Raw genomic sequence first — 14,289 nt, 5'->3', positions numbered from 1 at the left:
TCTAGCAGGATCGGTTTCGGCACCCAACTGCGATAAAACTTGCAACTTCTCGCCCCTTTTCGCATTACGCTGCGATGCACAATACACATTGCACGCCTCATGGATAAACCGCACATGAGCGAAACACGAATAACGATGATAGAGGCTATCGCCCGCAAGCAGACTGTCGCGGCGCGTTACAATGGCGACCTCATCAAGCTGGCGCCCCATCTGCTTTTTGAAAGGCATGGCGACCTGTTTGTCAGCGCGTTGAACATGAGCAAAAACTGGCGGACTGACGTCGAGCCGCGACTGGGGCAGTTTAAACTGGCGGGCCTTGTTGCAACAGAATTGCTGGATGAGACATTCGAACCTTTGCCGTCCTACGAGGCAGCGGCACCGCGATCCGATGACACTTTAATCCTGACGGTTTGAAGGAGCACCTCACCCGTCGCCTCCTCGTTTCTGCTCCGGAACGACCGACGAACTAACCCGCCTGTCTAGGACAGCCTAGTTCGAAACCGCCAAGCAATTCTCCCCGGCGATCTTCAGCTTTCCGCAGAGATCATTCGCCTGCCCATTGGAGCCGGCCCGCGCCCGCAGGCGATAGAGCGTCGCGCCGTTGACATCGACGGGGGAAACCGACTTTTCCAGCCCAGCCAGATAGTCGAAGCGTTTGGATAGGGCCGTCCACGCCTGCTCCGCGCCGCTCTGCGTGCCGTAAGCGCCAAGCTGGATCATCGCGCCACCACCGCTACTCATCGCTTTGGCCGGAGCGGGTTTCACTACTGGCGCGGCCTTGGTGTTATCGGCCACTGTGGCCTTTACCTTGGGCGCAGGCGCGCTGGGCGTGGCTGGTTTCTTAGGCGCAGCGCCAGGGCCAGTGACGGGAGCTTCCGGCAACATGCCGGGGTCGAGCTTGCCGCTGCCCTCGACACCTTCGCTGGTGGCGAAGCTGCTATCGCCTTCGCCTTCGAAATGGCGGGCGTCCGGGTCCTCCGCCGGTGTCTTATAGTCACCCTTTGGGGCAGCGATAAGCGTATCGTCGCCATTCTCGGCATTTTTGTTCTGAAGCCAGTAGATGCCGCCGATAATCCCGCCGAGAAAAACCAGACCGGCGAGGATCAGCAGAACGAGACGAACGATGGAGATGCCATCATCATCGTCGCTGTCGTCCACAGCCTCCAGCCAGGGCAGCCTGTCCTCATCCTGGAGGTCCAGGCTGTCGCGGTCAGTATCGGTCATTACTGCATCTCCGAAAGGGCCTTCACTCCCATAAGCGCCAACCCGTTACGAACAATCTGCCCTATTCCTCCGGCGAGGAAAAGCCGCGCCGAAGTAGTAGCAGGGTCATCCGCAATCACCATCCGCAATTCAGTGCGGTCGTTGCCCATGTTCCAGAACGCATGAAATGCCGCGGCAAGATCGTTCAAATAGAACGCGACTCTATGCGGTTCATGGCTCTGGGCAGCGGATTCCACAATTCTTGGGAATTGCGCAGCCAATTTTACCAACGCCAATTCCTCCGTCCCAAGCAGGGACAGATCTGGCGCCACCAAGGCGATGCCCGCTTCCTTTGCCTTGCGTTCCAGCGAACAGATGCGCGCATGGGCATATTGGACGTAGAAAACGGGGTTGTCCTTTGATGCTTCCACCACCTTGGCGAAATCGAAATCCATTTGCGCGTCGGCCTTGCGCGTCAGCATGGTGAAGCGGACGACGTCCTTGCCGACCTCATTCACCACATCGGCCAGCGTCACGAAATTGCCCGCGCGCTTCGACATTTTGACAGGCTCGCCTTCGCGCAGCAGGCGCACCATCTGCACCAGCTTGACGTCGAGCGGCACCTTGTCATTGGTGAGCGCCTTTACTGCCGCGCGAATCCGTTTCACGGTTCCGGCATGATCCGCGCCCCAGATGTCGATCAGTTGGTCGGCATTTTGCGCCTTTTGATAATGATAGGCGAGGTCAGCGCCAAAGTAGGTCCAACTGCCGTTGGATTTCTTGATCGGCCGGTCCTGGTCGTCGCCGAACTGGCTTGAACGGAACAATGGCAGTTCAACCGGCTCCCAATCCTCAGGGGTTTCTCCCTTCGGCGCTTCGAGCATGCCATTATAGACAAGGTCCCGCGCGCGCAGCTCTGCCTCAGCCGCTTCGGGCTTCCCGGCGGCCTGCAGTTCCGCTTCCGACGAAAACACATCATGATGGATGCCGAGCAGCGCCAGGTCGGCCCGGATCATGTCCATCATCGCGGCAACGGCTTCCTTGCGGAACAGGATGAGCCATTCGCCTTCAGGCGAGGCGACGAACGTATCGCCATGCTCGGCGGCAAGCTTTTCACCGACAGGCTTCAGGTAATCGCCAGGATAAAGCCCCTCCGGGATCTCACCAATATTTTCACCCAGCGCTTCGCGGTAGCGCAAGTGCGCGGAACGGGCGAGTACATCCACCTGGCCGCCCGCATCGTTGATATAATATTCGCGGGTGACCTTGTAGCCGGCATATTCCAGCACCGTGGCCAGTGCGTCGCCCACCACGGCACCGCGGCAATGGCCCATATGCATGGGGCCGGTGGGATTGGCCGAAACATATTCCACATTGACCCGCGTGGCCTTGCCCATGTCGGACCGGCCGTAATCGTCGCCCTCAGCATGAATAGCGCCGAGTTCAGCGCGCCAGGTGGCATCGGTCAGGCGCAGGTTGATAAAACCGGGGCCAGCGACCTCCACGTCATCCACTTCGGCGAGCGCGGACAGCTTGGCCGCTATCGCCTCCGCCAATGCGCGCGGGTTGGTCTTTGCGCCCTTGGCGAGCACCATGGCGGCATTGGTTGCAAGATCGCCATGTGCAGGATCGCGAGGCGGCTCCACCGCAACAGCATTGCGGGGCAGACCGGTGGGCAAAGCGCCTTCGGTTTCAAGGGCATCGAGCGCCGCATTCACATGCGCGGCGAAACAGGCGTAAAGTGTCAAAGCAAAAGCCTTTGCATCTGCCGGCTGGCGACAGAAACATGACGCCGCCTAGCCGCTGGAATTCACCGGGTTACATTATATTTTAGCTGGTCCTGGGTCAGGTTGAACCCAATGAGCAGTTCGAAGCTGGTTCGCTGGAGCGCGGCACGCACGGCGGGATCGGACATGGGGTCAAGCGCGGCGTCAGGATCGCCCGCCTTGCGCTCGCGCGTAATGCGTTCCTGAATATCGGCCGGAAGCGTGGCTTGCGACTTGTCGACATAGGATTCCGCCCGGGCCGAAGCGCTGGCGCGATTTTGGCCGTCCTCGAAACGTATGCGGACGGTGCCGACGCGTTTCGACACGACCGCATTGCCGCCGCGCATGACGGAGGAGAAATAGGGCAAGGTCACCTCCCGCGCGCCGCTGGGATCGCTCCTCCGCGCCAGCACATCGAAGGTCGCCTGGGAATAGATCTGGTCGCCGCTGTCATTGCAGGTCGAGCGCAAATTGGTGATGTTCGCCACCACATCGATCGCCCTCGCCTCCCGACTTTCCGGTGGATTGAACAGCGTGACATCGCCTGTATAGTCTGGAATACCGACGGTGGGACAGGCCGAACGCTTGGCAATGACGCCACCGGTGACGTCGAGATCGCCGACCTTGGCGCAGCCCGCCGTGGACAAAAGGACGATGGTGGCGATGAGGGCTTTTTGAACTGACACATTATATCCCTTGCTGAGGCGTTCCGGCTTCTTATCCGGGCCGTTGAACAGGCGCAACCGAAAGGAACCGGCTTTCGCTTCGGCACGGAACAGACTACAGGCTCTTTCCATGACCGATCTTCCGCCCTTGACCATATTGATCGCGGCTCCGCGCGGCTTCTGCGCGGGCGTCGATCGCGCCATCACCATCGTCGAGCGCGCAATCGAGAAATGTGGCACACCAGTCTATGTCCGGCATGAAATCGTCCACAATAAATATGTAGTGGACAGCCTGAAGGCGAAGGGCGCCGTGTTCGTCGAGGAATTGGACATGGTACCCAATGGCGTCCCCGTGGTCTTTTCCGCCCATGGCGTGCCCAAGGCAATACCGGCAAAGGCGGAGGAACGCGGCCTTTCCTACCTCGACGCCACCTGCCCCCTAGTATCGAAGGTGCATCGCCAGGCCGAGCGGCAGGTGGAGGCGGGGCGTCATATCCTTTTCATCGGACATAAGGGCCATCCGGAGGTTATCGGCACGTTCGGCCAGGTGCCAGACGGCAGCATGACCCTGGTCGAAACCGTTCGGGACGCGGAAGCCTATGAGGCGACCGATCCTGAAAATCTTGCCTTCCTTACCCAAACCACGCTGTCAGTGGATGACACCGCGGCGGTGGTTGCCGTCCTGCGACGACGCTTCCCCAATATCATTGCCCCAAAGGGGGAGGATATCTGCTACGCCACCTCCAACCGGCAGGGCGCGGTCAAGGCAATAGCAGATGCGTGCGACCTGGTATTGGTGATCGGCGCGCCCAACAGTTCAAACTCCCTTCGCCTGGTTGAAGTCGCGGAACGCGAAGGTACGCCCGCCCGCCTTATCCAGCGCGCCGCCGACATAGACTTTGCCTGGGTGAAGAATGTCCGCACGCTTGGTCTTACGGCAGGTGCGTCCGCGCCGGAACTGCTGGTCCGCGAGGTTGTAGACCGCCTTGCCACCCATTTCACCGTTACCGAGGAACAGATCGAGACCGCACGGGAGACGATCGCCTTCAAAATGCCTCGCGGGTTGGAGGCGGCATAAGCGCTCATGGCGGTCTATACGCATGTACCAGCCGAAGAGATGGCCGACTTCCTCACGCGCTACGATGCCGGCGAACTCTTGTCTGCGAAGGGCATTGCCGAGGGTGTGGAGAACAGCAATTATCTGGTCGAAACGAGCAAGGACCGGTTCATCCTGACCTTGTACGAAAAACGGGTGGACGAGGCGGACCTGCCCTTTTTCATGGACCTGCTCGACCATCTTGCGTCACGTGGATGCAAGGTGCCGCGCTTCATTGCCGACCGGGAAGGCTGCCAACTGCAACAGCTTTCAGGCAGGCCGGCGTGCCTGATCGAGTTTCTGACCGGCATTTCCGTCACCGAGCCCACGCCTGCGCAAAGCCATGCTGCTGGACGAGCGCTGGGCGAAATGCACGCCGCGGCCGCTGACTTCACTGGGAGCCGCCCCAATGCACTCGATCTTGCGGGCTGGCATGATCTGGCCGACAGGTGCGGCGACCATTTTGACGAGATTGCACCTGGCCTTGGTAGGCGGGTCGCGGACGAACTTGTTTTCATGGACGCTCATTGGCCAGTCAGCCTGCCACGTGCAGTCATTCATGCCGATCTATTCCCAGACAATGTCCTGATGCACGGCAATGAAGTCACTGGCCTGATCGATTTCTATTTCAGCTGCACCGATGTGCGAGCCTATGATGTCGCCGTTACCCACAGCGCCTGGTGTTTCGATTTCGATGGGAAGCATTATCATGGCGACCGCGCTGCGGCGCTGATCAAGGGCTATGATGAGGTTTTCGGGCTCAGCGAGGAAGAGCGGTCCGTCTTTTCCATTTTGTGCCGGGGCGCGGCGCTGCGTTTCATGCTGACCCGGGCTTACGACTGGATCAATACGCCGCCCGGTGCACTGGTGACCCGCAAGGACCCGCTCGCCTTTCTTCGCCGGCTCGATTTTTATGTGGACGCGGATGCCGCGACGCTGCTCGGCGCATGAGCGACTTATCGACGGTCGAAGTCTTTACCGACGGTGCTTGCAAGGGCAATCCCGGCCCCGGCGGCTGGGGAGTGGTGATCCGCTATGGCAGTCATGAGAAGGAATTATCGGGAGGCGAAAGCCACACCACCAACAACCGCATGGAACTGACGGCGGCCATCGAGGCTTTGAACGCCCTCACCCGGCCATGCAACGTCGTCCTGTCGACCGATAGCAATTACGTAAAGGACGGCATCACCAAGTGGATCTTCGGCTGGCAGAAAAACGGCTGGCGAACGGCGGACAAAAAACCGGTCAAGAACGCCGATCTGTGGCAAGCGCTGCTGGAGGCTGTACGCAGGCACAAGGTCGATTGGCGCTGGGTGCGCGGCCATGCCGGACATCCTGAAAATGAAAGGGCGGACCAACTGGCAAGTGACGCGGCCCTTCAAATTGGCCGGCGATAGGGTCGATGGAATATTCTCCGAGTTCAATTTTGCTCGGGTTGCAGTGCGGCTGCAACGGCCAACAACGATCCGGGTCCGACGGTCCGTTAAGTGGGAATTAGACCCGCCCTGCGGTAATTTTCCACAATTCTATCGAAAAGGGAGACGTCGGCCCGACTTCTGGCAGTCAGTTGGGCGCCGGTAATGGCAGCGAAGATGGCGAACGCCCTTTCCTCCGCCAAATTGATACCGACGCTGTCCATGGAAGACAAAAGCTTTGTCAGCCAAGATATGTTGACGTCGGCGAAGGCCTGAACCTCAACCTTCACCGCTTCAGGCAGATCGTGATATTCAGCAGCCATGAAGCCGCACAGGCACATTCGATTGTCGTTCTCCAGCGCCCGGCGAAAAACTTCGGTGTATTTCCGCAAGCTCAGCGTCGGGTTTTGAGATTCCGCCCCGATGCTTTCGAAATGGGCCTGCGCATCCTGCCAATATCGCCGCGCAAGGGCAGCTCCAAGATCACCCTTGGTCGGGAAATGATAATGAATGCTGGCGCTCTTGATACCGACTGCCTTCGCCAACTCGCGGAAACTCAGCCCATTATAGCCATGTGCTTGCACGGTTAGCCGGGCCAGCGCCATAATCGTTTCGCGCGTATCAGACGTCACTAAATAAGCTCCTCAGCGAAATGGGTCGTCCAGCTAAGCCGTCGCTTCGGTCAAGAGCCCCAGTTCAGCGATCATGGCGTCCCGCATGACAAATTTCTTGACCTTCCCGGTTACTGTCGTTGGAAAGGCATCCACAAACTTGATGTAGCGCGGAATCTTGTAGTGAGCGATCTGCCCGCGGCAAAATTCGCGAATTTCGCCATCGTCGAGCATGTTCCCAGGCTTAAGAATGATCCAGGCGCACAGCTCTTCCCCATATTTCATATCCGGCACACCAATGACTTGAACGTCCTGCACTGCAGGATGACGATACAGATATTCTTCGATCTCGCGGGGGTAAATGTTCTCACCGCCACGGATCACCATGTCCTTGATGCGACCGACGATGTTGCAATAGCCCTCCTCGTCCAGCACGGCGAGGTCCCCTGTGTGCATCCAGCCTGCCGCATCGAGCGCTTCTGCGGTTCGTTCCACATCTTCCCAATAGCCCAGCATCACGGAATAGCCGCGTGTCCAAAGTTCGCCCGACACGCCACGAGGGGTCACGCGCCCTTCCGCGTCGACGATTTTCACCTCAAGATGCGGTTGAATGCGGCCGACCGTCGTGACCCGGCGTTCGGGCGTATCGTCTGTGCTCGACTGGAAGCTTACGGGCGAAGTCTCGGTCATGCCATAAGCGATGGTCACTTCCTTCATGTGCATGCGTTCGATCACCTGGCGCATAAGTTCGATCGGACAACTGGCCCCCGCCATTATCCCGGTCCGCAAGGATGAGAGGTCGAAACGGGGAAATTCCGGGTGGTTCAGGGCCGCGATGAACATTGTCGGGACGCCGTAAAGCGCTGTGCAGCGCTCGGCCTCCACGGTTTCCAGGACCGCCCCGGGATCGAAGGCTTCGCTGGGGTAGACGACACAGGCCGCATGGGTGAGGCAACCAAGATTGGCCATCACCATGCCAAAGCAGTGATAGAGCGGAACTGGCGCGCAAAGCCTGTCATCCGGCTGCAGCTTGATCGCCTCTCCAACGAAAAAACCGTTGTTCAGGATGTTATGGTGGCTGAGCGTGGCGCCCTTCGGGAAGCCTGTCGTGCCGCTGGTAAACTGGATGTTGATTGCATCGTCGAACTGCAGCTCTTGTGAAAGCGTGTCGAGCTTCTGGTAATGATCGGCCGTCGCCAGCGTGAGGACATCGTCAAACCGCAGACATCCCTCGTGGGGCTGTTCACCCAGACTTATCACCAAGCGAAGCTGTGGCAGGGCTTGCGCGTTCAACCGCTGCTGTCCTGTCCCGGTCAATTCAGGCGCGAGCTCACGCAGCATGGCGATATAATCGCTTTTCTTGTGGCTTGATGCCGTGATCAGGGCCTTGCATCCCACCTTGTTCAGCGCATATTCCACCTCGGCCGTTCGATAGGCCGGATTGATGTTGACGAGGATGAGGCCCGCCTTGGCGGTGGCATATTGCGTGACCAGCCATTCCCAGCAATTTGGCGCCCAGATTCCCACCCTGTCATTCGGTTCCAGGCCAAGCGCAAGAAGGCCGGCCGCCAAGGCATCGACGCGTTCTTTCAGCTCCGCATATGTCCAGCGCACGCCCTGATGGCGAACGATTAAGGCAAGACGGTCTGGATTGGCTGCACAGACGCAGTCGAAATACCGGCCGATGGTTTCGCCGATCAATGGCTTGGTACTGAGGCCGCTTACATAGGAAGGTTGAGGCATCCATTCGCTCCGAATCTACAATATATTGCGTATGGCCAATAACGATTGCATTGGCCAGTTTGATCATGAGACTGCCGTCAGGCAGGGACCTTTGCGACCGCCCCAACGCGCTCAATCTTGCGGTCTCAAAAAAGCATTGGCAAGGTCAAAGACTGGCGTATCCGTTTGGTTTTTTCTACCGATCCCGAGCGTTGTTCCAAATTATACCATGTGCTGCCGGTAAAAAAAGAAGCAGCAGGAGAGGCAACAAGGCGGCGGCAAAACCAGAAGCCATAGCGTTGACGGAAAAAATCCAGGCCAACGGCGGTGCAAGATGGCTTTGGGGCACGCCAAGCCACTGCAGGAGTAGCTGCATATTATCGGCCGTCCGGTTTATCTCCAAATTGTCCGGGCGATTTCCTTTCATCCAGCGAGCGGGGTTCAACAGGTCCGCGTCCGCAATAACCAGCGCAGTACCACTGGCAAGATGGCATCGGGCGATCAGCCCATCGGCTTGCGTCGCGCAGGTTCTGGAGGTGATGCTGAAACGACTTGCACCGGCGGTAACAAGCAGGCGGCGGTTTAGAAGGACTTTACGGACCGGGCCATCGCGGACTGGTTCCAGCTCCAAGCCCCAATGGGCAAGCAGTGGGTCGAGCAGGCTGGTAACAGGCGGGTTGCGGGGATCGCCAAGCGGAAAGCTGCTGGGCCATGCAAGCAGCGGATCAGCGAGGATGACAACCTTCCCGCCCCCACGGACCCAATCATCCAGCGCAACAAGTTCCCTCGGCTGCATGGCACGAGGATGCGCCAGCAGCAGTTGCTTCGCCCCGGCCAAAGTGTCGCGTGAGAGAAAGTCGATGAAACGTAACTGAAAATGGCGGGAGAGCAAAGCAGCCACCGGATTGAGGCCGTCCTCGCCCCTCAGAATATCGCCAATGGCTCGCCCCTGCATCGGCGCGATGGGAAGCGAGGTCATGATCACAAGCGGGGGACGGAGCGAAGGCACGGGTGAATTCAGCGGCCAGAGATAGGCTCGCGCCGGAATCAGCATCCCTGCCACTAGCATCGCGGCCAAAACAAAGCTGCCTGCTCGCCTGATCCGAAAAAGGCAGTCCACTAGCGCGAGAAGGACGAAATTTGCGACCCCCAGCATCAAGCCGTGGCTCCAAGGCCAATATCGTCCAGCCACACCGCAGAAGATGAGCACCGCCAGCCCCGAACACAGCGCGGCCGCGCCATAGCACCAGCGCCGCCGCTTGCCAGACCTACGCAGGCAGAAGGCGAGCAAGGCGGCAAGGTAAAGGCCGACCGACAGCCAGCGCAGCGGTTCGGCCTGTCCCGTGGCCAGGACACCGCCCAGCACAAGGCCTGCTGGAAAATAGAGCAGGCTGGCAAGAATGACGGCGGTCAAGTCGGGAAGCGGTTGCGCAGGGGCTTGGACGCGTGACCTCGCGGGGGCGCAGGCTTTCATTCCATTCCACTACCGGCCAGGTTCGCGGTCCATTCGCTTGTTGATCGCAGGATTGGGCTCCAGGTCAGGAACCACTTGCCTGGATCTATTATCGTCCGAATTGTCGGGCAATGCGGGAGTAACGCCTAGTTCAGCCAGGGGTTCGGGACCCGGTTCGCCCTCGGGAAGGGCAGTGTTCCCAGGAGCAACAAGCATCGGTGGCGATCCGTCGACCGCCGCATCCTCCCGGATCGCTGCCTTGTTAATGACGATATTCGCAAGACCGACAAGCAATACGACGCCGGCCAGACCGGTGAGCCCGATCTGGATTCTCTGCATCATGTCCTTGCTGCGACTGTTCGGCATCAAAAGCTTTCGCTGGCGTTCGTAAAAGGTCGCTTCAGCTATTCTTCTCCAGCCAGGGCAAGACCGTCAACCCCTTCTCTTGCAGCCACTGCTTATTGTAGAGCGTGGAGAGGTAGCGAAACCCGGTATCCGCCAGGATCGTCACAATTCGCTTGCCCGGTCCCAGTTCCCGTGCAAGCGCCATGGCTCCAGCCACATTAATGCCTGAGGAGAGACCAAGGCAAAGCCCCTCCTTGGCCAGGAGTTCGCGGACCTGCGCCAAGCCTTCCTCATCGGAAATCCGAAATTGCGTGTCGATGGGCGCACCGTCCAGATTGGCCGTGATACGCCCTTGCCCGATGCCTTCAGCGACGGAAGTCCCTTCTGCCTTCAACTCTCCATGGGCGTAATAATTGTAAAGCGCGGCGCCGTGCGGATCGCTAAGCGCGATGGTGACGCTTTCATCCTTCGCCTTGAGACCCAGGCCTACGCCCGCAATAGTGCCGCCAGTTCCCGCAGCACAGGTGAAACCGTCGATGCGGCCGTCCATCTGCGCCCAGATTTCTTCTGCCGTCCCGCAAATATGGGCTTTGCGATTGGCGATATTGTCGAACTGATTGGCCCAGACGGCATTTTCCGTCTCTTCGGCGATGCGGCGGCTGGTATGAACGAAATGGCCGGGGTTGGAATATGGGGCGGCCGGCACGGTCACAAGCTGCGCGCCCAAAGCCCGCAGCGTGTCCATCTTTTCCCGGCTCTGCGTCTCCGGCATGACGATGATTGTGCGATAGCCCTTGGCATTAGCGACCAAGGCCAGGCCGATGCCTGTATTGCCCGCCGTACCTTCAACGATCACGCCTCCGGGCTTGAGCTGCCCCTTCTCTTCCGCGTCATTGACGATGTAGAGCGCGGCTCGGTCTTTTACCGATGCCCCCGGATTGGCGAATTCGCACTTGCCGAAGATGTCGCATCCAGTCGCATCTGAGGGGCCTTTCAAGCGCACGAGCGGCGTATTTCCGATGAGCGCCAGCGTATTCTTGTAAACGGTCATGCTGTCTCTGTAGCGGGAGAGCATGCAGAACAGCAAGCAAAGGAATAGAGGAAGGGCAAAAGTTGAGATTTGCCGTTCATAGCCAGCGCCTAGACTCCATCGCGTTCAGGCTGAACCGGAGCGGGTCCAGATTCATAGTTTTCCGTAATTTCCGGCCGGCAGATGATTCCATCTGCCGTCAAATCACTCTAACAGCCACTTTCAAGCGCATTCTCTACCGCCCGCTGAAGCTGCCGGCCGAAAATGGGCTTGAAGAGCACGCAGGAGGGATGATCTTGCGCAATGCGCTCCATAGTGGACGGCTCACGCGATCCGGTGACGAAAATCACCTTCGACCCAATCTTCTCATGAATAGCGAGCGCCGCATCTACCCCATCTTCGTCGCCCGAAAGCCTCATGTCCATCAAAACCAGATCGGGCTTATGCGCCTCCGCCAGCGCTACGGCCGCCTTGGCGGAGGATGCGATACCACAAATCGAAAAGCCCATATCCTCAAGCTGGAAGCGCAAGCCCTCCGCAATCAGATACTCATCCTCCACTATGAGAGCGCTCAGGGGACGGCCGGTCATTTGCGGTCCGGAGCGGGCAGTATAACTTCGGTCACCATTCCGCCGTCTCTTTTCACGTCCATTTTGCCATTCAGTTGAGCCACCAGGCCCTGTACTATCTTGGTGCCGAGGCCGTTGGTGTAAAGCGTCTTACCGTTAAGCCCATCATGGCCCACGCCGTCATCGGCCACCGTCAGGACGACTTCCCTTGTCCCCTCGTCAATGTTCAAGCTCACCGAAACCTTTCCCTTGCGCTCGGGAAAGGCATGTTTGAGCGAGTTTGTGACAAGTTCGGTTACCAGCAAGCCAAGCGGAATGGCAAAATCCAAATTTACCGTTAGCGGGCAAGCGTCGACGACCAGTTCAATGTCGCCGTCCGCACCTCCATCGACGATATGACCGGACAGTTCTTCAAGGAAAGGCGCGATGTCGAAGGTTTGCAGGTCATGCGAGGTCATGAGTTGCTGATGCACCAATCCCAGCGCGTAAATGCGGCCACGCAGCGCCTGGAGCGCATCCTTGGCCGCGGCATCGTTCAGTTGACGTGCCTGCATCATCACCAAGCCGTCGATAACCTGGAGATTGTTTTTCACCCGGTGATAAACTTCACGCAACAGCAGGTCACGCTGCTTTAAGGCCAAGGTACGCTCTTCCACCACGATCTCTAAATCGGCCTTTGCCACCCGCAGCTCCGCAAGCGTGTCCATCAGGCGATCGTTCGATACCCTGAGGTCGGCCGTACGCTCCTCCACGCGCTTTTCCAGTTCGGCATTCGCCTGCCTCACCTTCTCTTCGCTTTCCCGCAGCAGTTTTTCTGTCCGCTCCTGCTCCTCCACCCTGCCGGAAAGCTCTGCATTCAACAGCCCCAGTTGGGCCGGTGAGGGAAGAGCCAGCAGCTTGGGAACCAGGGGCCAAAGCAGGATCGCAGTGCCGACGGACAAAAGGGCGGTCACCAGCTTGACCAATCCTTCCACGCCATAGGCAGGGACCCAAAGCGTCAGGATCGTCATGAAATGGGTCATCCCGCAGGCAAGGATGAAGCCAACAAACAAAAAGAATACCCACCGATACTCCAAATCCCTTCGGCGCCGGACAAACCAGAACAACGCAAGGGGAATGGAAAAATAGGCAAGGCCGATCACCGCGTCCGAGGCCGCATGAAGCCAGATAAGGCCGGGGGACCATAGCAGGCAGAAGCCATGAGGAGTGAGCCCGGACGGATTGAAAAGCCAACTCCAGATGGTCATGCCCCTTTTTATCCCTTGCACAAGTCCGGATCGACGCCGCCGCTCTGCCGGGGCGGGCGCGGAGACCGTCCATTGGTCCTGATGCAGCCCAACCCGACGAAAATTACATGCCGTCCACATGCCGTCAAGAAACGGAAAAGAGGCGGATCGAACTCCTCCTCTTTTCTGGAGGTTATTGAGCATGCAGAAAAATTTTCTGGTAAATGGATTTTTTCTGGAACCAATGTCGGCGGGCGTCGTTTGGCACCACGGATAGTAAATCTTTTGCCCCCCGCTCTTGCTATCCAACAACATGGGCCCGGAACGCTTTCTCCCCCCCCCCGACGGCGTTCCGGGCTCCAACTGTTTCTGGGGCCTGACAAATACCTTGCGGCTGCGATATGGACCATGCTCATGAAGCTGACTGCGAGCCTGGGCCTAGCGGAACCTTCCCTTGGGATCGAACCATATCATCACGCTTTTGCTGAACGGCGTCCAAATTCCGATCCGAACGCCAATCCGCCGCAATTGCGCGCCGGTCCATTCATTGCAGGTATGAAAAAGATCGTAGCGGCGGGAAGATTCATAAAAAACATCCGAGGGGCCATAGCCTTTCAAAGGCTGTGTGCGGCCCATGGCATTTAACCGAAAATAGCTTTCCAGTTGCCGGGACAGTTGCAGATATTGGCGTCCGCTGATCATAAGCGGCCGCATGTCTGACCCCGGTTGGGGAGCATGGATATGGTCGATGTGAAGCAGCGTGCGTCGACCCGCGACGACCGCCCGCACGGCGACAAGCGGGTCGAGATCGGACCAGCGCGGCGTGTTGAGGTAGAAATTGCGTTCGCCCCAACCAAAGAGCAGATGGCTGGATGCTGCATAGCGAGGATCGGAGATATCCTTCGCGCTCACCAGACGGGTCCAGTCCTGCAATTCATTTCTTACCGGCAGGACCAGGCCGGTATGCACGCCATTGCTGTAGACGAAGATACGAACGCCTTGATGCGGCTCGTTCCATTCAGGATGAGTAGGGACCAGCGACCCGACTAGCGCGGCCGAAAGATAGGCCAGCACCAGAGCCACTGACACCGCCAGGACGGCCGTCAGCTTTCGGGCCAGCGATCTGACCACCTCTTCAATCCGGCTGGGCTGCGCTGCTCTCGAAAAGGCCATTGGAAAATGCTATAG

15 protein-coding genes are annotated in these 14,289 nt (G+C 58.7%); 4 read left to right on the top strand and 11 right to left on the bottom strand.

Translation table 11 applies throughout. The annotated features are described in order from the left end of the window. Positions 1-114: 114 nt before the first annotated feature. Positions 115-414 (top strand): hypothetical protein, encoded by a 300-nt coding sequence (locus tag HNQ99_RS03300; RefSeq protein ID WP_184474223.1) that lies wholly within the window; start codon positions 115-117, stop codon positions 412-414. Between the two features lie 75 nt (positions 415-489). Here the strand turns inward: HNQ99_RS03300 and HNQ99_RS03295 are convergent, their stop codons facing one another. The 3 genes from HNQ99_RS03295 to HNQ99_RS03285 form a co-directional block, all read right to left on the bottom strand. Further along, positions 490-1,224 (bottom strand): SPOR domain-containing protein, encoded by a 735-nt coding sequence (locus HNQ99_RS03295; RefSeq protein ID WP_184474222.1) that lies wholly within the window; start codon positions 1,222-1,224, stop codon positions 490-492. Then, positions 1,224-2,951 carry an arginine--tRNA ligase gene (argS, locus tag HNQ99_RS03290; protein ID WP_184474221.1) on the bottom strand — a complete coding sequence of 576 codons (1,728 nt, stop codon included), beginning with the start codon at positions 2,949-2,951 and terminating at the stop codon, positions 1,224-1,226. Before argS ends, HNQ99_RS03295 begins: the two co-directional genes overlap by 1 nt. A gap of 62 nt (positions 2,952-3,013) precedes the next feature. Next, the gene (locus HNQ99_RS03285; protein WP_407692298.1) at positions 3,014-3,655 is read right to left on the bottom strand and encodes a hypothetical protein; all 642 of its coding nucleotides are present in this window, start codon (positions 3,653-3,655) and stop codon (positions 3,014-3,016) included. A 109-nt stretch (positions 3,656-3,764) separates the two neighbouring features. Here HNQ99_RS03285 and ispH point away from each other — a divergent pair, with 109 nt between their 5' ends. Genes ispH through rnhA form a run of 3 tightly spaced genes read left to right on the top strand, consistent with a single transcriptional unit; the run spans position 3,765 to position 6,127 of the window. Then, positions 3,765-4,712 (top strand): 4-hydroxy-3-methylbut-2-enyl diphosphate reductase, encoded by a 948-nt coding sequence (ispH, locus tag HNQ99_RS03280; protein ID WP_184474220.1) that lies wholly within the window; start codon positions 3,765-3,767, stop codon positions 4,710-4,712. Between the two features lie 6 nt (positions 4,713-4,718). Beyond that, positions 4,719-5,681 carry a homoserine kinase gene (gene thrB, locus HNQ99_RS03275; RefSeq protein WP_184474219.1) on the top strand — a complete coding sequence of 321 codons (963 nt, stop codon included), beginning with the start codon at positions 4,719-4,721 and terminating at the stop codon, positions 5,679-5,681. Further along, a complete protein-coding gene (gene rnhA, locus HNQ99_RS03270; protein ID WP_184474218.1) occupies positions 5,678-6,127 on the top strand; it encodes a ribonuclease HI in 450 nt (149 codons plus the stop codon). Before thrB ends, rnhA begins: the two co-directional genes overlap by 4 nt. An 86-nt stretch (positions 6,128-6,213) precedes the next feature. On the opposite strand, the gene HNQ99_RS03265 is transcribed toward rnhA, so the two are convergent. From HNQ99_RS03265 to HNQ99_RS03230, 8 genes are all read right to left on the bottom strand, one after another. Then, the gene (locus HNQ99_RS03265) at positions 6,214-6,777 is read right to left on the bottom strand and encodes a TetR/AcrR family transcriptional regulator (RefSeq protein ID WP_184474217.1); all 564 of its coding nucleotides are present in this window, start codon (positions 6,775-6,777) and stop codon (positions 6,214-6,216) included. A gap of 33 nt (positions 6,778-6,810) precedes the next feature. Next, positions 6,811-8,499: an AMP-binding protein gene (locus HNQ99_RS03260; protein WP_184474216.1), complete on the bottom strand. Its 1,689-nt coding sequence runs from the start codon at positions 8,497-8,499 to the stop codon at positions 6,811-6,813. Between the two features lie 175 nt (positions 8,500-8,674). Beyond that, positions 8,675-9,892, bottom strand: a complete 1,218-nt coding sequence (locus tag HNQ99_RS03255) for a Gldg family protein (RefSeq protein WP_184474215.1) — start codon at positions 9,890-9,892, stop codon at positions 8,675-8,677. Between the two features lie 69 nt (positions 9,893-9,961). Beyond that, entirely contained in the window at positions 9,962-10,273 is a 312-nt protein-coding gene (locus HNQ99_RS03250; RefSeq protein ID WP_246414388.1) for a hypothetical protein, read from the bottom strand. A gap of 58 nt (positions 10,274-10,331) precedes the next feature. Continuing rightward, positions 10,332-11,327, bottom strand: coding sequence for a cysteine synthase A (locus tag HNQ99_RS03245; RefSeq protein ID WP_184474214.1), 996 nt, complete (start codon positions 11,325-11,327; stop codon positions 10,332-10,334). Positions 11,328-11,515: 188 nt separating this feature from the next. Next, positions 11,516-11,896 carry a response regulator gene (locus tag HNQ99_RS03240; protein ID WP_184474213.1) on the bottom strand — a complete coding sequence of 127 codons (381 nt, stop codon included), beginning with the start codon at positions 11,894-11,896 and terminating at the stop codon, positions 11,516-11,518. Further along, a complete protein-coding gene (locus HNQ99_RS03235; protein WP_184474212.1) occupies positions 11,893-13,122 on the bottom strand; it encodes a sensor histidine kinase in 1,230 nt (409 codons plus the stop codon). Before HNQ99_RS03235 ends, HNQ99_RS03240 begins: the two co-directional genes overlap by 4 nt. A gap of 417 nt (positions 13,123-13,539) precedes the next feature. After that, on the bottom strand, positions 13,540-14,274 hold the full coding sequence (locus HNQ99_RS03230) for a TIGR02117 family protein (RefSeq protein WP_184474211.1): 735 nt from the start codon (positions 14,272-14,274) through the stop codon (positions 13,540-13,542). Between the last annotated feature and the right edge of the window lie 15 nt (positions 14,275-14,289).

The sequence above is a fragment of the Rhizorhapis suberifaciens genome (genome assembly GCF_014200045.1).
Taxonomy (GTDB): domain Bacteria; phylum Pseudomonadota; class Alphaproteobacteria; order Sphingomonadales; family Sphingomonadaceae; genus Rhizorhapis; species Rhizorhapis suberifaciens.
This window is presented reverse-complemented; position numbering and strand designations above follow the sequence as displayed.